26 protein-coding genes and 1 tRNA gene are annotated in these 20,869 nt (G+C 63.9%); 10 read left to right on the forward strand and 17 right to left on the reverse strand.

What is annotated here, in order from left to right:
- Positions 1–38: 38 nt before the first annotated feature.
- From IVB48_RS33655 to IVB48_RS33670, 4 genes are all read right to left on the reverse strand, one after another.
- On the reverse strand, positions 39–1,310 hold the full coding sequence (locus IVB48_RS33655) for an NAD(P)/FAD-dependent oxidoreductase (RefSeq protein WP_247406919.1): 1,272 nt from the start codon (positions 1,308–1,310) through the stop codon (positions 39–41).
- Between the two features lie 10 nt (positions 1,311–1,320).
- Positions 1,321–2,031, reverse strand: coding sequence for a dihydrofolate reductase family protein (locus tag IVB48_RS33660; protein WP_247407291.1), 711 nt, complete (start codon positions 2,029–2,031; stop codon positions 1,321–1,323).
- 19 nt (positions 2,032–2,050) lie between these two features.
- Positions 2,051–2,725, reverse strand: coding sequence for a heme-binding beta-barrel domain-containing protein (locus tag IVB48_RS33665; RefSeq protein ID WP_247406921.1), 675 nt, complete (start codon positions 2,723–2,725; stop codon positions 2,051–2,053).
- 160 nt (positions 2,726–2,885) lie between these two features.
- Positions 2,886–3,065 (reverse strand): hypothetical protein, encoded by a 180-nt coding sequence (locus IVB48_RS33670; RefSeq protein ID WP_247406924.1) that lies wholly within the window; start codon positions 3,063–3,065, stop codon positions 2,886–2,888.
- 515 nt (positions 3,066–3,580) lie between these two features.
- On the opposite strand from IVB48_RS33670, the gene IVB48_RS33675 reads away from it, so the two are divergent.
- The 6 genes from IVB48_RS33675 to IVB48_RS33700 all read left to right on the forward strand — a co-directional run bounded on the left by IVB48_RS33675 (position 3,581) and on the right by IVB48_RS33700 (position 8,292).
- Positions 3,581–4,669: a helix-turn-helix transcriptional regulator gene (locus tag IVB48_RS33675; RefSeq protein ID WP_247406926.1), complete on the forward strand. Its 1,089-nt coding sequence runs from the start codon at positions 3,581–3,583 to the stop codon at positions 4,667–4,669.
- A gap of 59 nt (positions 4,670–4,728) precedes the next feature.
- A complete protein-coding gene (locus IVB48_RS33680; protein WP_247406928.1) occupies positions 4,729–5,871 on the forward strand; it encodes a helix-turn-helix transcriptional regulator in 1,143 nt (380 codons plus the stop codon).
- 247 nt (positions 5,872–6,118) lie between these two features.
- Complete coding sequence (locus tag IVB48_RS33685) at positions 6,119–6,664, forward strand: sigma-70 family RNA polymerase sigma factor (protein ID WP_247407294.1); 546 nt, start codon at positions 6,119–6,121, stop codon at positions 6,662–6,664.
- Positions 6,661–7,308 carry a ChrR family anti-sigma-E factor gene (locus IVB48_RS33690; protein ID WP_247285713.1) on the forward strand — a complete coding sequence of 216 codons (648 nt, stop codon included), beginning with the start codon at positions 6,661–6,663 and terminating at the stop codon, positions 7,306–7,308. The genes IVB48_RS33685 and IVB48_RS33690 overlap by 4 nt, the downstream gene beginning before the upstream one ends.
- 79 nt (positions 7,309–7,387) lie before the next feature.
- Entirely contained in the window at positions 7,388–7,969 is a 582-nt protein-coding gene (locus IVB48_RS33695; protein ID WP_035961032.1) for a sigma-70 family RNA polymerase sigma factor, read from the forward strand.
- Positions 7,970–7,989: 20 nt separating this feature from the next.
- Positions 7,990–8,292, forward strand: a complete 303-nt coding sequence (locus IVB48_RS33700; protein ID WP_247406931.1) for a hypothetical protein — start codon at positions 7,990–7,992, stop codon at positions 8,290–8,292.
- Between the two features lie 53 nt (positions 8,293–8,345).
- On the opposite strand, the gene IVB48_RS33705 is transcribed toward IVB48_RS33700, so the two are convergent.
- The 3 genes from IVB48_RS33705 to IVB48_RS33715 form a co-directional block, all read right to left on the reverse strand.
- Positions 8,346–8,846: a TspO/MBR family protein gene (locus IVB48_RS33705; RefSeq protein ID WP_247406934.1), complete on the reverse strand. Its 501-nt coding sequence runs from the start codon at positions 8,844–8,846 to the stop codon at positions 8,346–8,348.
- A gap of 2 nt (positions 8,847–8,848) precedes the next feature.
- Entirely contained in the window at positions 8,849–9,250 is a 402-nt protein-coding gene (locus tag IVB48_RS33710) for a DUF2177 family protein (RefSeq protein WP_027565708.1), read from the reverse strand.
- 151 nt (positions 9,251–9,401) lie between these two features.
- Positions 9,402–10,208, reverse strand: coding sequence for a DUF1295 domain-containing protein (locus tag IVB48_RS33715; RefSeq protein ID WP_247406937.1), 807 nt, complete (start codon positions 10,206–10,208; stop codon positions 9,402–9,404).
- 200 nt (positions 10,209–10,408) lie between these two features.
- Here IVB48_RS33715 and IVB48_RS33720 point away from each other — a divergent pair, with 200 nt between their 5' ends.
- Genes IVB48_RS33720 through IVB48_RS33730 form a run of 3 tightly spaced genes read left to right on the forward strand, consistent with a single transcriptional unit; the run spans position 10,409 to position 13,736 of the window.
- On the forward strand, positions 10,409–11,722 hold the full coding sequence (locus tag IVB48_RS33720) for an FAD-dependent oxidoreductase (RefSeq protein ID WP_247406940.1): 1,314 nt from the start codon (positions 10,409–10,411) through the stop codon (positions 11,720–11,722).
- Positions 11,723–11,725: 3 nt separating this feature from the next.
- Positions 11,726–12,508, forward strand: coding sequence for a DUF1365 domain-containing protein (locus IVB48_RS33725; RefSeq protein ID WP_247406943.1), 783 nt, complete (start codon positions 11,726–11,728; stop codon positions 12,506–12,508).
- Between the two features lie 10 nt (positions 12,509–12,518).
- On the forward strand, positions 12,519–13,736 hold the full coding sequence (locus IVB48_RS33730) for a cyclopropane-fatty-acyl-phospholipid synthase family protein (protein ID WP_247285707.1): 1,218 nt from the start codon (positions 12,519–12,521) through the stop codon (positions 13,734–13,736).
- A gap of 31 nt (positions 13,737–13,767) precedes the next feature.
- Here IVB48_RS33730 and IVB48_RS33735 read toward each other — a convergent pair whose 3' ends face one another.
- The 10 genes from IVB48_RS33735 to IVB48_RS33780 all read right to left on the reverse strand — a co-directional run bounded on the left by IVB48_RS33735 (position 13,768) and on the right by IVB48_RS33780 (position 20,132).
- On the reverse strand, positions 13,768–14,016 hold the full coding sequence (locus tag IVB48_RS33735) for a hypothetical protein (protein ID WP_247406946.1): 249 nt from the start codon (positions 14,014–14,016) through the stop codon (positions 13,768–13,770).
- A 169-nt stretch (positions 14,017–14,185) separates the two neighbouring features.
- Positions 14,186–14,261, reverse strand: a tRNA-Phe gene (locus IVB48_RS33740).
- 186 nt (positions 14,262–14,447) lie between these two features.
- Positions 14,448–14,630, reverse strand: a complete 183-nt coding sequence (yacG, locus tag IVB48_RS33745) for a DNA gyrase inhibitor YacG (protein WP_247406949.1) — start codon at positions 14,628–14,630, stop codon at positions 14,448–14,450.
- 154 nt (positions 14,631–14,784) lie between these two features.
- Complete coding sequence (locus tag IVB48_RS33750) at positions 14,785–15,414, reverse strand: Maf-like protein (protein WP_027565713.1); 630 nt, start codon at positions 15,412–15,414, stop codon at positions 14,785–14,787.
- A 156-nt stretch (positions 15,415–15,570) separates the two neighbouring features.
- Complete coding sequence (locus tag IVB48_RS33755; RefSeq protein ID WP_247285704.1) at positions 15,571–16,038, reverse strand: low molecular weight phosphatase family protein; 468 nt, start codon at positions 16,036–16,038, stop codon at positions 15,571–15,573.
- A 5-nt stretch (positions 16,039–16,043) separates the two neighbouring features.
- Positions 16,044–16,541: a UPF0262 family protein gene (locus IVB48_RS33760; protein WP_018453111.1), complete on the reverse strand. Its 498-nt coding sequence runs from the start codon at positions 16,539–16,541 to the stop codon at positions 16,044–16,046.
- A complete protein-coding gene (hisD, locus tag IVB48_RS33765) occupies positions 16,538–17,833 on the reverse strand; it encodes a histidinol dehydrogenase (RefSeq protein ID WP_247406952.1) in 1,296 nt (431 codons plus the stop codon). The genes IVB48_RS33760 and hisD overlap by 4 nt, the downstream gene beginning before the upstream one ends.
- A 152-nt stretch (positions 17,834–17,985) precedes the next feature.
- Positions 17,986–18,426: a DUF2948 family protein gene (locus IVB48_RS33770; protein ID WP_247406955.1), complete on the reverse strand. Its 441-nt coding sequence runs from the start codon at positions 18,424–18,426 to the stop codon at positions 17,986–17,988.
- Positions 18,427–18,507: 81 nt separating this feature from the next.
- On the reverse strand, positions 18,508–19,167 hold the full coding sequence (locus tag IVB48_RS33775) for an NAD(P)H-binding protein (protein WP_247406958.1): 660 nt from the start codon (positions 19,165–19,167) through the stop codon (positions 18,508–18,510).
- A gap of 26 nt (positions 19,168–19,193) precedes the next feature.
- The gene (locus IVB48_RS33780; RefSeq protein WP_247406959.1) at positions 19,194–20,132 is read right to left on the reverse strand and encodes an SDR family oxidoreductase; all 939 of its coding nucleotides are present in this window, start codon (positions 20,130–20,132) and stop codon (positions 19,194–19,196) included.
- A gap of 83 nt (positions 20,133–20,215) precedes the next feature.
- On the opposite strand from IVB48_RS33780, the gene IVB48_RS33785 reads away from it, so the two are divergent.
- Positions 20,216–20,869, forward strand: a complete 654-nt coding sequence (locus tag IVB48_RS33785) for a TetR/AcrR family transcriptional regulator (protein ID WP_247406961.1) — start codon at positions 20,216–20,218, stop codon at positions 20,867–20,869.

Consider the following 20,869-nt stretch of genomic DNA (forward strand, 5'->3'; position numbering starts at 1 on the left):
AAGGCCCGCGAAATGCGGGCCTTTTTTTGCCCGTCAGCCTATCCCCGCAAGATCATCCCCGCCGTCTGCTGACCGCTCACCAGCGCCGCTTCGACCGTGCCCATGTCGGCTCCGCGATAGAGCGCCTCGCCGGAGAACAGCACCGGCCCGTCGGCGCGCGCGAGGATCGTTTGCGCCTCGCGCGTTCGCGGCGTCGCCCAGGAATAGGCGCCGCGGGCGTAGGGATCGTGCGCCCAGTTTGTCGCAACGGCCGCGATGAGCTCGTGCGCGAGATCTTCGCGCGAGAGGCCGAAGACGGTCGCAAGCGAAACGAGCCCGGCATCGATCAGCGCTTGCGGGTCGAGCTGCGCCAGCGCTGCCGTGCGCGGGCCGCCGAACCATCCGGTCAGCACGGGATGCCGGTTCGGATATTGCGTCCACCACACCGGGATGGCCTGGTCGGTCAAAAGGAAGCTCATGTCCGCAAGCTCTTCCTTGCGCTCGCGCCACCATGGCCGCCTGAAGTGCAGCAGGATTTTTATTACGTTGCCGAAGCCGATGTCGTCGGCAGACGCCGCTTTCACGCGCGCGCTCTCCGGGAGCGCGATCTCGCGCAGCAACGGCAACGGAACAGTGAGGATCACGCGATCGCAGCCATGTACCCCGCCGCCGACACAGCGAGCGGCGAGCGCGCCGCCCTCCTCCTCGATCGCCGACACCACGCAGCCGAAGCGAAAAATCACGCCAAGCTTGCGGCACTCGGCCGTCAGGAACTCGATCATCGCACCATAGCCGCCCTTGACCCGCGCCTGCGGAGAGTGCCCGCCAGCCATCCATTCCTCGCGCAGCGCCAGCGTCGAAGCGCGCTCGGGATCGGCCGCATCGTAGCCCTCGACCATTCGCTCGATCGCATGGCGCAGCCGCGCGTGCTCATCGCCGGAAAAATGCCGGCGCAGGAAATCGGCGACGGTGAGGTCGTCGTTCAATTCCCGAACCACGGCGTGCAGCTCAGCCTCATGCGGATCGTGGCGATCCTCGCGCACGATGTCTGCGCCGTCAAAGCCCCACCGCTCGCCTTCGATCTCCTGAAGGGACAACCCGGCCTCACGCAGCAACGCGCGCGTAACCGGCGCCTCGCCGTGGACGAATTCGGCGCCGCCATCGGCGGGGTAGCCGAACTCCGAAGCAGACAGCGGGTGAATGCGGCCGCCGCAGCGCTCGCGCGCCTCCAGGATCGTCACTGTCTTGCCCGCGCGCGCCAGCAGGCGCGCCGCCATCAGGCCGGCCGCGCCGGCACCGACGATGACGATATGCTCTGATGTTACGGACATGGCGGTGCTGTTACTCGCCCACGGCCTGCGGATCGTTCTGGATCAGATAGCGCAGCAGCAGGACACCGCCGCCGAGATCCCGCGTGCTCTCCAGCGTCATCGCGTTCAACGGTGCACGCCGGTCGCCCTCGGAGTCCGTGGAATCGAACACGAAGGGCGCGCCCCTGGCGCCGTCGATCGCGGGACTGAGGATCAGGTTGAACTCGTCGATCAGGCCGGCACGCAGGAACGCGCCGTTGGCGACGCCCCCGCCCTCCACCAGCAGGCGCTTCACGCCGAGCTCGCGATTGAGAATGTCCACCGTCAGTGCGAGGTCGATCTCGGACTTGCCGGCAAAGATATAGGACACGCCCTCGCCGCGGAGCCCGGCGAGATGCGAATCGGAGACGCTCTCGGTCAGCACGACGACGATCGGATCGCCGCCGATATCGGAACGGCCCCAGCCGATCTTGCCCTTCGCATCGAGCACGACGCCATAGGTTTTCGCGTCACGTCGCGCGAACCAGTTTTCGCGCGGAAATTTCGCGTCCGTCGTCGCCGGATAAGGCTCGCGCTTGGCGAACTCCGAGCCGGTGACGCGGCCGATCACCCAGGCATCGCCGCCGAGCTCGTCGTGGATCTTCTCGAACCAGTCCGATCCTGGTCCCTTCGGGCGCCAGCGGCTCGGATGGGTGCGGCCGTCCAGACTCGAATGCATCAGACAGATGACGTAAGGCTTCATGCGCATCTCCGGGCCGCGCTCAGGCGGCCGGCTCATTGCCCTTCTCACTCCCCGTGGCGCGATCGTTCACGATCACCGCGAGGGGATTGAGCTTTGGCGGCGCGACGAGTTTGAGCGTGTTGGTGTCGCGATGGTTGAACGGCGCGCCGCGCACGAACAACTCGGTCTGGATCAGATAGGTCCAACTGCCGTCGTCGTTGAAGGTGATGTCGCAGCGGTAAGCGTCGGTGCGGAACGCTTGTTCCAGAAAATCAGTCGAGCAGATCCCGTAAGCGGTGTCGCCGCGCTTGGCCGTGACAGAGATCTCCTTGTCGTCCGGCCGGGCCTTGCCCGACGCCAGCAGCACCTGCCCGCGCGGGATCGCCAGCGTCTGCATGATCAACCCGGTCGCGGGCTCCCACAACCAATAGCCGACCTGGTCATGGAAGGTGATGTCTTCCTCAGGCGTGTTGATATGGATGTGATAGCGCAGCCCATAGAGCAGCTGCGGACCGTTGGCTTGGGGATCGATCGGGTCCATCCGGATGCGCTCGATGAAGGTCCGCCGCTCTGGCCCTTCCGCCTTCGGATTGATGTCGATACCCTTGTCGGCCTGCCAGACACCGGCGAGACGGCGGAGCGGGCCGAGATTGGCAAGGCCGTCGGGCGAGACGTCCTCGGGCTCGGTGAAGATATCGGCGGGAAGGGGGAGCATGGGTGTCCTCGCGTCGTTGCGAGGCAGCAATAGCATGAGAGCGCCGGCGTGGCTCGCTCTCAAGCCTCACAATCGCGAATGGACGTAGGCGCCACGCGCAGACGATCCATGATGCGAAACGGAGCCGAACCTCCTCAGTTCGGCTCCGTCGCCAGGATGCTTAGTGGCGGTGGTCGCGGACCTCGGGGTGAGTCCGGTGATCCCGGACGATGGGTTGATCGCGATGGTCGCGGACGACGGGCGGGTCGCGATGGTCGCGGACGATGGTCGTCGCGTTCGAAGGCGTCACCACGTTCGCCAGTGCGATCGCTGCAAGAGCCACGAGAATGTAGTTGCGCATGAGTTTTGCCTTTGCTTGGTGGATCACTGCGAGCCACCTGACACCAAGCTAGATTGATCAGCTCGAATGATATGTGTCGTCGATCACCCGGCGATGATCGATGCGCTGTCAGCCGTGCCATCGTCCGATCGGAGGAGAGGCCGGACGGCGACCCTCACGATCTATTATGATTCGTCGACGCCCGGCGGACGGGCCTCCGCGGCCCCGAGACAAGGACATCTCGCGCCCAATATCATTGCATCGTCGAATCCTGATACGCCCTGCCGGTTTGCAATCAACGTCGCGTCTGCCGCAGTTTTAATCAGGCCATAAGCATTGTGTTCGGTGTTCCCGTTTGCGCCACGGAATCACGGTGATAAGATCACGACCTCAGGATTGTGAAATACACCATAGGCGATGAAGCCACTCCTAAACTAGCGTTCACGTGACGTCCGTTATTTTCAAGTGAGTGGTTTGTAATGCAGCAGGCTTCTGTCGAGAAGTTCTCGGACCTCATCGGCGCGATCTACGACTGCGTGATCGCGCCGGAACGCTGGACGGGCGTTCTAAACGAGATTCGCACGGAGCTCGGCTTCGCGACCGCCGTGCTATCGGCATATAGCCTCACGAACATGAGGATCGGAGTCAATGCCGCCTCCGGGACCGACCCTGTCCAGACGATGGCCCAGACCAGCATCGAGTATGCGCCTGATATCGTCGAACTCTGGGGCGGCGTTGAGCGCATCCGGCAATATCCGCTTGGAGAACCGATCATTCGATCCCAAGCGGTCCCGGAGGAAATAGTCCTCGGCAATCGCTATCACCTGGAATGGGCTCTCCCCAAGGGCTTGTTCGACGCCGTCGGCGTCGCCCTCGTTCGCGAAAAAACAATGATCGGCAATGCGACATTCAGTCAGCATCAGTCGGACGGGGCCATTGACGATGCGCAGGTTAGCGGATTGCGCGTTCTCGCACCTCACATCCGCCGCGCCGTGATCATCAGCAATCTGTTCGACATGAAGACCGTGGAAGCCGCGACATTCACCGCGACAGTGGAGGCCCTGACAGTCGGAGTCGTTCTGACGGACGACGATTCGAAGATCGTTCACACCAATGCCGCAGCCACAGCCATGCTCGCGGCAAACGATCCACTTCTGGTTCGACGTGGCCGGATCGCCGTTCAATCGGCGACCACCACCAGCACGTTGCAATCGGCCATCGCGCAAGCAGCAAAGGACGAGGCGGCACTCGGCCAAAAAGGCATCAGCATCCCAATCCCCCGCTCGAGCGGAGATCCTCTCGTCATTCACGTTCTGCCGCTGCGACGCGGCCACATGCGGGCCGGCCTGGTCCAGCGCGCCGCCGCCGCTCTGTTCGTGGCATCTGCCTCCGGTCCGCCGCAGCTGCCTCACGATGCTCTCATCCAGCTCTACGATCTGACGCCGGCCGAAATTCGCATCTTCGAGCTCATCTGCGATGGACAGACACGCGACGCGATCTCGTCGCAACTCGGAGTGTCGGTCAGCACCGTGAAAAGTCACCTCTTGCACGTCTTCGAAAAGACAGGTTGCCGGCGCCAAGTCGACCTGGTCAGGCTGGCAAGGTCGCTGACGTTTCCGGTGTAGGGAAGCTCGGGGTGACGGTACGCTCCGTCGTCCAGTGATTTTGAAGTGAGTGGTTTGGAATGCAGCAGGCTTCGGTCGAGAAGTTCTCTGACCTCATCGGCGTGGTCTACGATTGTGTGATCGCGCCTGAACGCTGGACCGCCGTTCTGGATGAGATTTGCGCCGAGTTCGGCTTTGCCACCGGCGCGCTCTCGGTCGCCAGCCTCACCAACATGAAGGCCGTCGTCAACGCGGTGTCTGGGTCCGACCTGGCCCAGATGGCCCAGAACGGGGTCGGCTACGGCCCCGATATCATCGAGCTCTGGGGCGGCGCCGAGCGCATTCAGCAATATCCGCTCGGCGAGCCGATCGTTCAATCCCAGGCGGTCCGGCCGGACATCATTTCCAGCAACCGCTATTATCGCGAATGGGCCCTGCCCAAGGGCTTGTTCGACGCCGTTGCCGTCTGCCTCGTACGCGACAGGACGATGGTTGGAAATGCGATATTCAGCCAGCATGAGTCGGCAGGCCGCATTGACGATGCGCAGGTCGACGGATTGCGCCTTCTGGCGCCTCACATCCGCCGCGCCGTGACGATCAGCAATCTGTTCGACATGAAGACGGTGGAAGCCAACACATTCTCGGCGACGGTGGAGGCCCTGACGGTCGGCGTCGTCCTGGCCGACGAGGATTCGAACATCGTTCACACCAACGCCGCAGCCGCGGCGATGCTCGCGGCCGGCGATCCGATCGTGGCAAGGCATGGCCGGATCGCGGTTCAATCCGCAGCGACCACGGCCGCTTTGCAATCAGCCGTCGCGCAGGCGGCAAAGGACGAGGCGGCGCTCGGGCAAAAAGGCATCGGCATCCCGATCCCGCGCCAAGGCGATGACCCTCTCGTCATCCACGTTCTGCCGTTGCGACGCAGCCACACGCGATCCGGTCTGATCCAGAGCGCCGCTGCCGCCGTGTTCGTGACGTCCGCCTCCGGCCCGCCGCGATTGCCTCACGATGCGCTCAACCAGCTCTATGACCTGACGCCGGCCGAGATCCGCATCTTCGAGCTCATCTGCGAGGGACACACGCGAGACGCGATCTCGGCCTTGCTCGGCGTTTCCGTCAGCACTGTGAAAAGCCACCTTATTCACGTCTTCGAAAAGACGGGCTGCCGGCGCCAGGTCGATCTGGTCAGGCTCGCGAAATCGCTTACGTTTCCGGTGTGAGGCCCGGGAGAGACGGCGCGCGGTCGGCCGGACCTCTGCGCGGACGGCGCCGGAACCTTTCGGAATGACCATTCCGCGGTGATCCAGGGCCAGTCCTCGTTCGTTCCCAGACCCACAGGTCGCTTGTCGAGGCGCTATGATCGCTGCTATCCGAGCTTTAGATGCGCCATTCCGGGCGAAGGCTGGTTTTCCCCGGAGGATCGAAGCGCGGCTGTCGACTGGCGCGAACAAAGGGCCGAACACAAAGGTGGATTGGGCTGATCTGATCGGACGCGTCGCCTCGGCCGGAGACCGGGAGGCCTTCAAGCGCCTGTTCGAGCATTTCGCGCCGCGCATCAAGGGACTGATGCTGAAGGCCGGGTGCAGTTCGGACGAGGCGGAGGAGATTGCTCAAAATACCCTGATCGCCGTCTGGCGGAAGGCAGGCCAGTTCGATCCTACGACGGCCGGGGCAGCGGCATGGATATTCACCATCGCGCGCAATTTGCGCATCGATTTGTTCCGCAGCAGAGCGCGGGCAGACCGCCTGCGGCGCACCTCTGAGCTTCCCGAGACGCCGGATCCTGCGGAACCCGCGGACGCCGTTATGTCCCGCGTGCAGGACGCGGCGCGGATCAATTCGGCCGTCAGGCAGCTCTCGATGGAGCAATCCATGGTGGTGAGATTGTCGTTCATCGAGGAGAGGCCGCACCCGGAAATCGCGAGCCTGCTCGGCATTCCGCTCGGAACGGTGAAGTCGCGGATCAGGCTGGCGATGAACCGCCTGAGAGACATATTGGACGAAGAAGCATGACGATCAGCCATCATCCACCGGAAGATCTTCTGGCCGACTTTGCGGCCGGCAGGTTGGAAGAAGCCCATCAATTGGTGGTAGGGGTGCACGTTGCGGGTTGCGCTCGGTGCGGCCGGTTCGTGCAGGCCATCGAGCAACTTGGCGGCTTGGCTCTTGAAGATGTCGAGCCGGTGCCGGTCGCATCGGATGCGTTCGAGCAGGTGATGTCGCGCATTCACGACGCTCCTGAAGAGCGAGCGGCGCGGACTTCCGAGGCCGCTCGCGGCAGCGAGCAGGATATTCCGGCGGCGCTGCGAAACTACCGCATCGGCAAGCGCAGGCGCATCGCTCCGGGTCTGAGCATGCGACCGATCGAGTTGTCCGGATCGGGCACGGCGCGGGCATTTCTGCTTCGCTCCGCGCCGGGGACGCGCATGCTCGAACACACGCACACCGGAACCGAATTGACCCTCGTGCTCGAGGGCAGCTTCAGCCACCAGGGCGGCCGGTTTGGTCCGGGTGATTTCGACTATGGCGACGACGAGATCGACCATCGACCTTTGGTGGGCGACGAGGGCCCATGTGTTTGCCTTGTCGCAATGACGGGCGACCTGCGCATGAACGGCCTGCTTGGCAGGCTGATCGGGCCATTCGTGCGGCTTTGATCCGCTCGCCTCCTTCTTCCGCCGGGTGATCCGAACGCGCGCCCGGAGCGTTTCGAAGGAAACGCAAGGGAGACAGGTCATGGCCGGCTTAAGCCTGACGCAGGCGCAGAGCGAAACATTGCCCGAATTGTTGGCATGCGTTTCGGCGGGCGACGCACAAGCCTTCGCAGCGCTGCACATGCTGACGCGGAGCAGGCTGCGCAGGACTGCGCTCGCCGTCGGAACTCCGCCCCACGACATCGAGGACATTCTTCAGGAAGCCTATCTGAAGATCTGGCGCAACGCGGGTCGGTTCGACGGCGACCGTGCTTCGGCGATGACCTGGATGTCCGCCATCGCGCGGAATACCGCCATCGACCATCTGCGGGTCAGAAGACTGCCGACTCACGAGCTGGACGAGGCGCTGCTGGTTCCGACAAGTGCTGATCAGCCGGCGATCGACGATTTCGACTACGCCCGCGCCGAACCGATCGCACGCAGCGTGCTGGCTCGTTTGCCGGAAGACCGCCGCAGGCTGGTGGCGCTGGCCTATCTCGAGGGTGAGAGCCGTGCGAGCTTGTCGCGGCGCTTCGGTGTGCCGGTCGGCACCATCAAGACCTGGTTGCACCGAACCCTTCTGGCGGTACGCAAGGACTGCCTTGCCGCATCGGCTGCAGCCTGAAGCAGGCAAGGAACCCGCGCGTGGCCGCAGAGATCATCGAATTCCCCATCCGTGGACACCAGGATCCGCTTGTGTCCTCCGTTGCGAGACTCGAGCAGATGGTGAGAGAGGTCGACGGTCTGGCGGCCAACCAGCCCGCGGAAGATCTCGATCATTTGCTCGCTGTCATGGAGCGCTTCGGCCATCGACTGGTCGATCTTGCGCACCTCGTGCTTGACGACGATGCCAAGCGGAGTGTCCAGATCGCATTCACATCGCTCTCCGACAAGATCGCGGCGACCAGAGAGGCCTTTGACGAGTGCGATGGAGCGACGGATCCCTGATTCGGCGCCACGCTCGTCCGTTCGACGCGTGAAGTCAGTTCTGCGCGCCGATCCTAATTGAGGCGGAGCAGCGAGATGTTCAGCAAGGTCGCAAAACCCACCCAGCCGGCGTAGGGAATGAAAAGCGCCGCTGCCAGCCGATCGTTCGCCCATTGGCGCCAGACAAAGGCAAGGATCACAGCAAACAGCGCAACAATGACGCCGAGCGCCACGTCCATGCGATGAAGCGAAAAGAAAATGGGAGACCATGCAAAATTCAGGATCAGCTGCAGGCCCCATATTCTCATGGTCGTTCCGCGCGGCTCCGCCTCGAAGGTGCGGAATCCCGCCACGGCGATCATCAGGAACAGGGCCGTCCAGACCGGTGCGAACACCGCATCCGGCGGATTGAAGGATGGCTTGTTGAGCGCCGCGTACCACGCTCCCGGACGGTTTAGGACCCCGATCAGAATCCCCGCGGCAGGAACCAGAAACAGGAAACCGGCGCATCGGTACCATCTGCCGCGCTTACGGTCGCCATCGTGCCGCAGCGCCCCGTTGTGCGTCCCGTCCATGATCAATGCGCTATTTTTTGAGCGACGAGAAATCCGGTCCAGGCGCTGACACCGGCGAGGACGGATCCCCAGCCCACATCCGCAACAGTGAGTGCCGTCGACCAATTCCTCAGCGTGGCCTGGTTGGTCAGATCGTAGGTCGCATAGGTGAAGCAGCCCAGCATCACGCCGGACATGAAGGCACGCAGCGCGCCCCCATCCTGCTGAGCCGGCAGCACCGCGAACCAGATCAGGCCGACGGGATACGCCAGATAAAACACTGCAGCGGCGGCGAGGTCGGGCTGCGACCGCAACATGTCGCCCAGCACCGGCCGGTAAAGTCTCTCGACCATGGTCTTGAGCCAGATCATGTCGAGCGCAACGAAGGTCGCAGCCACCGACAGATATGTGAAAAGCAGGCTCATGTCCGGTCTCCCTCCGGTGTCGCAACCGGTTTAACAAAGGCATCGGCTGTAAACGACGTGAAGCCCTCGCTGGATCACGCGGCGCGGTCGTTCCGCCTTGCCGCACAACCCTGTCACGCCCTTGAACCAGATCGTGCGGCCGGAACTCCGATCATTCCGGCACCTTCTTGGGCGGCCGTGGAAAGAAAGCGCTGGTGCGTGCCTGATAGTCCCGATACCGGCGGCCGCGGGATCGCAGCATTTGGACTTCGAGCGGGGGTATTCCGGTCACGTGCACGAGTATCCAGTACATGATCGCCGGCGCGATCAGGCTCGCCCAGCCCCATGCGTAGCCCGGCGACAGCGCGATCATCGGATAGGCGAGCCATCCGAGCCATTCGAAGAAATAATTCGGATGACGCGACCAGCGCCAAAGCCCGATGTTGCAGACCAGGCCCGCGTTTGCCTTGTTGCGCTTGAAGCTTCGCAATTGCTCGTCGGCGATCGCCTCGCCTGCGACGGCCGCAAGCATGATGGCGGCGCCCGCATAGTCCTGAACGCCCAGGGCGGCCCGTGGAGCGTGTGCAGCCAGGAAGACCGCGAATGGCAGCGGCACCGAGGCGAAGGCCTGCGACTGCAGGAAAGCAAACATGCGAAGCGGCGCCTGTGAGCCCCATTCCTGCGCGTAGCTTGCATATCGCGGATCGTCGATACCCGCTGCGGCGCGCCGGGCGATATGCGTCCCGAGCCTCACCGACCAAAGCAGCACGAGCCCGCCTACGAGCATCTGACGCACTTGCAGAGCCTCGCCGAATGGCAAAAGGGCCGCCACCGCCCCAACCACGCCCACGGAATAGGTCCAGATCGTGTCGACCCACCCGGAATTGCCGGTTCGCTGCTGAACGATCCAGGCCAGCCCCATCAACAGCGAAAGCGCAAGCGCGATGCCGGCGACGATCAGTATTTGCAGGAAATCCATGCCTCACCATACCCAAACTCGGATCCTTACGTCCGTCCCGTGCCCCGGTTTCGCGGGTGATCCACGCTGTCCGCTGGAACGTTTCCTCAAGCGCGGGTGGACAGGTCAGCTATTGGAGCTGTTCTGAGCCGGGCGGCGGACGACATTGGCCCGAAACCGGATGTTCCGGCCGTCGCTGGTGGTATTGGGGGCGATAAAGCATGCGTTTGGCGGTGATCGGGACGGGAATTGCCGGCAATGCCGCCGCGTGGCTCCTGTCCGAACGTCATGCCGTGACCGTCTACGAGCGCGAATTGCGACCGGGCGGACACAGTCATACAGTGCGCGTTGACTACGATGGCGAAGAGATCGACGTCGACATCGGCTTCATCGTGTTCAACGAGCCGAACTACCCGGAATTGACGTCTCTGTTCGCGCACCTGGGTGTAAAGACCGAGGAGACATGCATGAGCTTCGCGATGTCGGCCGACCATGGCCGATTCGAGTGGCGGGGCGGCGGCGAGACCTTCCTGCAGGTCGCCTCCGGCCTGTTTGCCCACCCGCGTAACCTCTTCTCCCCGTCGTATTTTCGCATGCTGGCAGAGGTCCGCCGCTTCAACAAGGAAAGCGTCTCCGACTTGCGGGCCGGCCGGCTCCAGAACCTCACACTCGGCGAATATCTGCGCAAGCAAGCGTTCAGCCCGCGCCTGTTCAGCGATTATCTGGGACCGATGGGGGCCGCCATCTGGTCGTCGCCCTCGGCCGAGATCCTTGACTTTCCCGCGGAAAACTTCATCGCCTTTTTCGACAATCACCGGCTGTTGCATCTGGATCGACCGCTCTGGCGGACCGTGCAGGGCGGCAGCCGGCGCTATGTCGAGAAACTCACGGCCAGGTTCAAGGCCAGCATCCGGCTCGGCTGCGCGGTCACATCAATCCATCGCACCGAGCACGGCGTGACGATCGGCGACAGTCACGGCCATCAGGACTCCTACGACGCTGTCGTGATGGCCTGTCACAGCGATCAGGCCCTGGCGATGCTGTCGGATGCCGACCCACGCGAGAGATCCATTCTCGGCGCGATCCGTTACGCTCCAAACACGGCCTATCTGCACCGCGACATCAATCTTATGCCGAAACGCCGCAATGCATGGGCATCCTGGAACTTCTTGCGCTGGCAACGCGAAACGCCTGCCCAGAACGACGTCGCCGTGACCTACTGGATGAACCGGCTGCAGGGCATCGACGACCTCAAGCCGCTATTCGTCAGCCTCAATCCCCCTTGCGAGCCGGCGCCTCATCTCACTTTCGGCAAGTTCACATTCTCGCATCCACAATATGACGCGGGCGCGTTCGCCGCGCAGAGGAATCTCCCCGAAATCCAGGGACGCCGCCGCACCTGGTTTTGCGGCGCGTGGACCGGCTACGGATTCCATGAGGATGGCCTGCGCTCCGGCATCGCCGTCGCCGAGGCACTTGGCAGTGCGGTGCCGTGGCGGCAGTCCGGCGCGTTGCTGGCGCAGGCTGCTGAGTAGAACATGTTGCAACCGGGCGCCCCAGAACGAACGGCGACGTCATCTGCGGCGGCGCTCTACCTGGGCAGGGTGATGCACGCCCGCATGCGACCCGTGCGCCACAGGTTCGCTTACCGGGTCATGAACCTGCTCATCGACCTCGACCGGCTTGATGAAGCGGATCGCCAGTCTCGCCTGTTCGGCATCAATCGCGCGTCGGTCTTCAGCTTCCACGAATCCGATCACGGCAAGCGTGACGGCGCATCCTTGAGCAACCATGTGCGACGCCTGGCCGAACAACGCGATATCGATCTGTCGGGAGGGCGCATCCTCCTTTTGTGCTATCCGCGGCTCTTCGGCTACGTATTCAATCCGCTTTCGATCTACTTCTGCCATGACAGCTGCGGCAATCTTGCGCTGCTGATCTACGAAGTCCGCAACACTTTTGGCGAAATCCATTCCTACATCCTTCCAGTGGAGGACGCTGCTGCCGGCGGTGCCATACGACAATGCCAGGCGAAGGAGTTCTACGTCTCGCCATTCATGGAGATGCAAACGAAGTATCGCTTCAGCATTGCTCCGCCCGACCAGCAAGTGAAGGTCAGAATCGTGCAGACCGATGAGCACGGTGCGATATTTACCGCCGCATTCTCCGGGCAACGTCGCCCGCTGACCAGCCGCTCGCTGTTGGCGACGCTCGTCACCCTGCCACTTCTCACCTTCAAGGTCGTCGTGGCCATCCATTGGGAAGCGATCCGGCTTTGGCTGAAAAATGTTCCTTACGTTCCCCGTCCGAACCAACGCTGAATGTGAAGCCATGGACCTCGCAGCCACTCACCAGACTGCTCGTTTCGATGACGTTCCCTTGCTCGCGCGGCTCGCGCTGCGGCTTGCCTCGCGGCTCAAGCTCGGCACCGTGGATGTTCGCCTTCCCGACGGCAGAACGGTGGTGCTGCGGGGAACGCATCCGGGGCCGTCGGCGACCATCGAGCTCAACAGCTACGCCTTCGCGCGAAGCCTGGTCCTGGGCGGCGATATCGGCATGGCCGAGGCTTACATTCGAGGCGATTGGAGCACACCGGATCTCTCCCAGCTGCTTTACGTGTTCTGTCTGAACGACGATCTGGTCGACAGCGCCTTCGCTGGCAATGCACTGGTCCGGCTTTGCCGGCGCGCGCTGCATCGGTTGCGCCGAAACACGCGACTGGGATCGCGGCTGAATATCCACGCCCATTATGATCTCGGCAACGCTTTCTTTGCGGCCTGGCTCGATCCGAGCATGACCTACTCGTCGGCATTGTTCTCGCCCGATGCGACCGACCTGCTCGCCGCTCAACGGCACAAATACGAACAACTGGCGAAGGCGATCGAGCTACGGCCCGGCCATACCCTGCTCGAGATCGGGTGCGGCTGGGGCGGCTTCGCCGAATATGCCGCCAAAACTTGCGGCGCCAAGGTCTTGGCGCTCACCATCAGCAAGGAGCAGCACGCATTCGCCAGCCGGCGAATCCACGAAGCCGGGCTCGGCGACAAGGTCGAAATCCGGTTGCAGGATTACCGCGATCAGGACGGACAGTTCGACCGTATCGCCTCGATCGAGATGATCGAGGCGGTCGGCGAGCCGTTCTGGCCGACATACTTCAATCAACTGCATCAACGGCTCAAGCCGGGCGGTCTTGCCGGCATCCAGGCGATCACCGTCCGCGACGAGCTCTTTGACAGCTACCGGCGGCGCGTGGACTTCATCCAGAGATACATCTTTCCGGGCGGGATGCTGCCTTCGCCGAATGTCCTGCGCTCGCTCGGCGAACGCGTGCAGATGCCTCTGATCCGCGAGCGGGTCTTTGGACAGGACTACGCCAAGACGCTCGCGGTCTGGCGAACGAGCTTCGGCCATGCCTGGACGGACCTGACCTCACTCGGGTTCGACGAGCCGTTCCGACGGCTGTGGGAATATTATTTGTGCTACTGCGAGGCAGGTTTCAGGGCCGAAAAGATCGACGTCCGTCAGCTGGTATTCGCGCGCCGAAGCTGACGTCGCTGACGTTTCCGGTGTGAACGAACCCTCAAGCCGCTTCCGACGTTGATCGCGCACGCTGCTCGAGCACGCCGATCGTCGAGACCAAATTGTCGCGTCGCGCGCGAAGATTAAGCGCAAGAAGCGGGTATGTCGGCTGAAGCGGGTCAAACACCCCTGCTCTCGCCTCTTCCTCGAGAATGTCGGTGTTGATGAGCCGAACGCGCCACCACAAATCGGCGACCAACGCATCGAGCCGGAATTCGCCAGCAGCACCAGAACGGGACATTTCTTGCATCACTTGCCTCAACCTGAAACGGCCTCTCTTCCGAGGCCAGACTTTGGTCCTGGCTGAGCAAGCAGAGTGCCAGCAACGAGCGGGCGAGATCTGGCTCCGGAATGGATTGCTGCGCGAGCCGGCTGGTCAAGGCTTGGCGCTAGGGAAGTGTTGCCCGTGGAGAGCGAAATGGTGCCCAGGGGCGGAATCGAACCACCGACACTGCGATTTTCAGTCGCATGCTCTACCAACTGAGCTACCTGGGCGTGCTCCAAAAGAGGGGCCAAAGCCCATCGAGCGGGCGGTTTATAGTGGGCTGAAGGCTGCCTGTCCACCCGGCTTCGCCAAGTGGCTTAGCCGGGCGCGGCTCGGCTGTGCACAAGGCGGGACGTGGCTCGGAGGCAACGCCGCGTGGCGGTGCATCGACAATTTAAATACTTGATAGAACAGGGCTATTCTTCCCCATCTGCCTCGTCATCCCGGCCTGGAATGACATAGGAGCCTTTCAGCCAGCGGTTCAGATCGACGTCGCGGCAGCGCGAGGAGCAGAACGGGCGGGTGGCCTCGGACTGCGGCTTGCCGCAGATCGGGCAGGTTTTGAGGGAGCTTGCGGGCTTTTTCACCGGGTCGTCCATGAGGTGCTCAGCTTACACATGCGAGCCAGTTCAAGAGCCTGTCGCCAAAGGGTTCCTCCGGCGAAGGCGCAGGCGTCCCGGCCAGATCTCCGCGGGGCAATTCTACTGTGCATGGGGTTGTTTTCGAGATTTTTTGCAGGAGCGGCTTGTCGGCTCAGATGGCGGTGGCGTTGAGCCAGCCGAAGCGGATCGGGAAACCTTCGCCGCCAAGCAGCGTGGTGGTCTCGTAGAGCGGCAGGCCGACCACGTTGGTGTAGGACCCCACCATCTTGACCACGAACGACCCGGCGATGCCCTGCACGGCGTAGCCGCCGGCTTTGCCGCGCCATTCGCCGGAGCCGATATAGGCCTGGATGTCGTCTTCCGAGAGGCGCTTGAAGCGGACGCGGGTCTCGACCAGGCGCTGGCGGAAGGCCTCGCGCGGCGTCACCAGGGTGATGGCGGTGTAGACGCGGTGGTTGCGGCCCGACAGCAGCCGCAGGCATTGCGCGGCCTCGTCGACCAGGTTGGCCTTGGGCAGGATGCGGCGGCCGACCGCCACCACCGTGTCGGCGGAGAGGATGAAGGCGCCGCGCAGCTCGTCGTCGAGCTGAACCGATTTGAGCGCCGCATCCGCCTTGGCCCGCGCCAGCCGGTTGGCGCAGGCGCGCGGCAGCTCGCCCCGCTTCGGCGTCTCGTCGACGTCGGCGGGCCGGAGCGCGTCCGGCTCGATGCCGGCCTGGTTGAGCAGCGACAGGCGCCGCGGCGAACCGGAGGCGAGAACGAATTTGGGGCGGCCGAGCATCAGGTGATTTGGGGAATGAAGCAGGGGGTGAATTGCGCGCGGAACCTATCGGACGGGGGCTGATTTCACAACCCGGGAACCCGGACTTTACTGATTCGACGGGTACAGGATGCGTGTGCCCGCAGTCTGTGACGCGGGTGTTACGGGCGCCGAATGCTAGCCGTTCGCCGCGCCCACCTTCGAAAACCGCCGGCGAATGCGCATCAGGAGCTGGTCGCAGACGTCGCGATAGGCAGCCAACTTCTGGTCGCGGCTACCTTCCATGGTGGTGGGATCTTGCGTCGGCCAGTACTCGACGTCGGCGGCGAGCGTGCGGGTCAGCTCCAGCGCCTTGTGGTGCGCCTCCGGCGAGAGCGTGATGATCAGGTCGAAATTGAGCCCCTCCCAGTCCTCCAGCTCCTCGAAGGTCTGCGGCTTGTGGGTGGAGATGTCCTGGCCGAGCTCGGCCATCACGGACACCGCGAACGGATCGAGCTCGCCGCGCCTGGCACCGGCCGACTTCACGTAGAGGCCCTGCGGAAACATGTGCCGCAGCAGGCTCTCCGCCATCGGCGAGCGCACGCTGTTCATGGCGCAGGCGAACAGCACCGATTGCGGATCGCGTGCGCGTGGCGGACCCGCCATCGCGCTTAACCCTTCCAGTGCAGGACAGTAATGAGCGTGAACAGCCGGCGCGAGGTCTCGAAATCGACCCGCACCTTGCCCTTCAAGCGCTCCTGCAGCGTACGCGATCCCTCGTCATGAATGCCGCGGCGGCCCATGTCGATGGCCTCGATCTTGTCCGGCGTCGCCGTGCGGATCGCCTGGTAGTAGCTGTCGCAGATCATGAAATAGTCCTTCACGATCCGCCGGAACGGCGTCAGCGACAACAGATGCGCGACCACGGGCGTGCCGTCCTCGCGGCGGATGTCGAACATCAGCCGGCTGCCGGTGATGCCGATATGCAGCGTGAACGGCCCCTTCCCGTCGGCGCCCTCCGGCGCGAACAAATTCTGCTCGATCAAATCGTAGATCGCGATCGCGCGCTCATGCTCGATGTCGGGCCCGGAACGGCCGATCGAGTCCTCGTCGAGCGTGACGCCGACGATGCGATTGGTCGAGTCGTCCTGTTCGGGCGGCTGGGTCATGACAAATTGAGGCGCAATCCAATCGAGCGCGAATGGGCATCTAGGCCCTCCGCCTTACCGAGAATCATCGCGGCCGGACCCAGCGCACGCAGCTGATCCGGGCCGCATTTCAGGATCGAAGTGCGCTTGAGGAAATCGTGCACCGAAAGACCCGACGAGAATCGTGCCGAGCGCGCCGTCGGCAGCACATGGTTGGAGCCGCCGACATAGTCGCCGATCGCCTCCGGTGTATGCGGCCCGAGGAACACGGCGCCGGCGTTGCGGATCCTTGCGGCGAGCGCGTCGGGATCTTGCGTCATGATCTCGAGATGCTCGGCGGCAATCGCATCCGCGAGCGGAATGGCGTCGTTGAGGTTCTTCACCATGATGATGGCGCCGAAATCGGCCCACGAGGCACTGGCAATCGCGGCGCGCGGCAGCGTCTTCAACTGCGCCTCGACGGCCTTTTCGACATCGGCGGCAAGGCGCGCGGAATCGGTGATCAGGATCGACTGCGCGCTGGCATCGTGCTCGGCCTGGGCCAGCAGGTCGGCTGCAATCCAGTCGGCATTGCCGGTGTCATCGGCGATGACAAGTACCTCGGAGGGACCGGCGATCATGTCGATGCCGACCTTGCCGAACACCAGCCGCTTTGCCGCGGCGACATAGGCGTTGCCGGGTCCGACGATCTTGACGACAGGCGCGATCGTCGCGGTGCCATGCGCGAGCGCGGCAATCGCCTGCGCGCCGCCGACGCGATAGATCTCGGTGACGCCGCCAAGCTTTGCCGCCGCCAGCACCAGCGGATTGAGCTTGCCGTCGGGCGAGGGCACCACCATGACGAGACGCGCCACGCCCGCGACCTTTGCCGGCACCGCATTCATCAGCACCGAGGACGGATAGGCCGCGGTGCCGCCGGGCACGTAGAGGCCGGCGGATTCGATCGCGGTGTAACGCCAGCCGAGCTCGACGCCGAGCTGATCGGTGAAGCGCTCGTCCTTCGGCAGTTGGCGGCTGTGATAGGTCTCGATGCGATCGCGCGCGAGCTTGAGCGCATCCAGTGTCGCTGCATCGCAGGCTTTCACCGCGGCCTCGATCTCGGCGGCGGTGACGCGCAGGCCGGATGCATCGAGCGTCAACCGGTCGAACTTTGCCGTGGCCTCGAGCAGGGCGGCATCGCCCCGCTTCGCCACGTCGTCGACGATGGCACGCGCGGCCGCCTCGACGTCGGCCGAGGCCTCGCGCTTGGCGGCGAGGAAGGCCCCGAATCGCTGGTCAAAATCGGCGCTGCTGCGGTCGAGACGAACGGGCATCTTGGCTTCTAACTGGTTTTTGGGGGCGCGGCTTGGCTCACCAGGCCCCTGCTCAATGGCGCGGCGGGGAAGCTGCGTCAACCCTTGGGCCGGGCCGTTCCCCTCCGGCGTCGTCCTGGCAAAAGCGGAATGCGTGGCCTTGGCATGCCACCTCACCCCTGCGCTTCAGCCTCCAACCCCGTCCCCAGCTGATCCGCCCCCAGATCAGTCAGCTCGCATTCAAGGCATTCGACGTCGAGGCGGATGGCGCCGCCTTGGGCAAACAGCAGCAGCGCGCTCCCGCCGGGGGGGGCATCCTGGCCGTGGAATTCGATGCCGACGAGGTCCAGGACAGTGTCCAGCGCGTCGAGGTCGATGTTGCGCGACTTGCAGGCGAGCACGCGGTCGAAACGGAGGGCGGCCACCAGCCGGCGCGGCTCGGCCTCGCCGTCCAGCGTCTGCTCCCAGTCCAACCGGCTCATGCCGACGACCAGCCGCTTTTCGCTTTGCCGCCAGATGATGTCCGAGGGCTGCACGCGGGCGTCCTGGACGTGGGCCGAGATCACGGAGAGGTCGTCGGCGTCGAGTGCGATCAGTTTGAGCTGGGGAGACATCGACGGCGCTTTCTGCTTCGGGCGGACGGGGCTCAACGCGGGCGGCCGACGAAATTTCCCTACAACTAACGCCCCACCGGACTAGAGGCTATTGATATCCTCCATCTCCAGCACCTTTCGCGGATACCCCTCCCGCGCAACCCGGATCATGGCACGGCCGATCTGCTCGGTCGAGGTGACGAACCGCGGCGAGAGCCGGCGCAGCACCGACCACAGTGGCCAGGTTGCCGCATACACGGCCTGCACCCACGCGGTCTTGGAGCGGGCACCGTGGAGCGGTTGGATCGCACCGGGCCGGAACATGTAGGCCGCCTTGAACGGAAGCTTGAGGAGATCGTTCTCGGTCTTGCCCTTGATCCGCGCCCACATCCGCGAACCCTGCTCGGTGGAATCGGTGCCGGCACCCGTGACATAGACGAATGTCATCTGCGGATTGAGCCGGGCCAGGACGGTCGCCGCTGCGAGCGTGAGGTCATAGGTGAGTTGACGGTAGCGCTCCTCGCTCATGCCGATCGAGGAGACGCCGAGGCAGAAGAAGCATGCGTCGAAGCCGGTGAGCTGCGTTTCGATCGCCGAGTAGTCCATGAAATCGCCGTGCGTGATCTCGGTGAGCTTGGCGTTGCGCACGCCGCTCGGGCTGCGGCCGACCACGAGCACGCGATCGATGCCGGCATCGACCAGGCATTCGCACAAGACGCCCTGCCCGACCATGCCGGTCGCGCCGAAGATGATGATCTGCATCGGGACCTCCCCGACAGGCCCGCGGCTCATGCGGCGGCCGCGATCTCGTCGAAGGATACACCGGTCAAAGTCGCCGAGACATCCCACAGCATGGCTGCCGAGGCGAAATCCTTTGCCTTCGGCATGATCTTCGCCGGCCGCGGTGGCCCCTTCAATTCGTAGAACCCGTTCGGGCCGTAATAGCCGCCGGGCTCCGCGGCCGGCGAGGTCGCCGCCAACAAGGTCGGCAGCGCGCCTTCTGCGGCAGACTGGCTGATGAAGGGCTGCAGCCAGCGGCTCACGCGCGACTGGAACGTGTTCGCACCCGGCCCGTTCGAAATCAGATCGGTCCGCGCGTAGCCGGGATGTGCGGCAAGGCTCGTCAGACCCCAGTCTGCGGCGAGGCTGCGGCGCTGCAACTCCAGCGAAAACATCAGCATCGCCAGCTTGGACTGGCAATAAGCCCGCCACGGACGATAGGAATGCCTAGCCTGCAGATCGTCGAAATTGATCGAACCGGAGCGGTGCGCAAGGCTCGAGAGGTTGACGACCCGAGCCGCCTTCGCACGACGAAGCTGCGGCAACAGCTGCGCCGTGAGCGCGTAATGACCGAGATAATTGGTGCCGAGCTGCATCTCGAAACCGTCCGCCGTCTGCTGCCGCTTCGGCAGCGCCATCACGCCGGCATTGTTGACGAGCAGGTCGAGCTGCTCGTTGCTGGCGGCGAAGCGCCTGGTAAAATCGGCGATGGAGGCGAGACTGGCGAGGTCGAGATGCTCGTAGGCGATCAGCGCATTGGGAAAGCGCTCGCAAATGCCATCGATCGCGCGCAGGCCCTTTGTGTCGTTGCGCCCCGTGAGTATGACAATGGCACCGGCGCCCGCCAGCGCCATCGCCGTCTCGTAGCCGAGGCCGCCCGTCGCTCCGGTCACGACGGCAGTCTTGCCGCTGAGGGAGGGGATGTCTGCCGTGGTCCAGTCGGTCATGCCATAGCTCCGTCGGGGCTGGGAAACGGCCCGCGACGGGTCTAAATGTGCACTGGGTGCAACTTTGCAAGTGGTGAAATGATTTGAAGCTCTCGAAGCTCGCCGGGAAATCGGTCAACAAGCGCACCAAGCCATTGCCGGCAGGAGCAAAATCCCCCGATGGCCCCGGCCTGCGCCAGCGTAAATTGCAGGCGACCCGCGAGCGGTTGACCCGCAGGGCGATGGCACTCTTCCTGGAGCGCGGCTTCGAGGCCACGACCATCGACGACATCGCGGCCGCTGCCGACGTGTCGCGACGCAGCTTCTTCCATTATTTCGCCTCGAAAGAGGACGTCGTCGCGGCCTGGCAGGAAGGCGCCGCCGCCGCGCTGGTCGCGGAGGTCGTTGCGCGGCCGGCGGGCGAAACCATGCTGACCGCGGCGGAGAACGCGATCGCGGCGGCGCTCAAGCGGATCGATCCGGCGGAGGCCGCGGCAATGTCGCGGCTCAAGCGCGACAATCCCGCGCTTCGGGCGCGCGACCAACTCAAATACGAGAAGCTCGAGCGGGCGCTGGCCGAAGGGCTCGCCCACCGCGCCAGAACCAAATCGGACCAGTTGAAGGCACGCCTCGTCGCCATGATCGCCACCGGCGCGATGCGCGTCGGCGGCGAGAGCTGGATCGGCGGAGGAGCGCGGGAGAAGCCGGAAGCTTTCGTCAAGCGCACCTTCGACGCGATCAGGGCGATATTGGAATGA

The organism is Bradyrhizobium sp. 76 (assembly GCF_023073025.1).
Classification (GTDB): domain Bacteria; phylum Pseudomonadota; class Alphaproteobacteria; order Rhizobiales; family Xanthobacteraceae; genus Bradyrhizobium.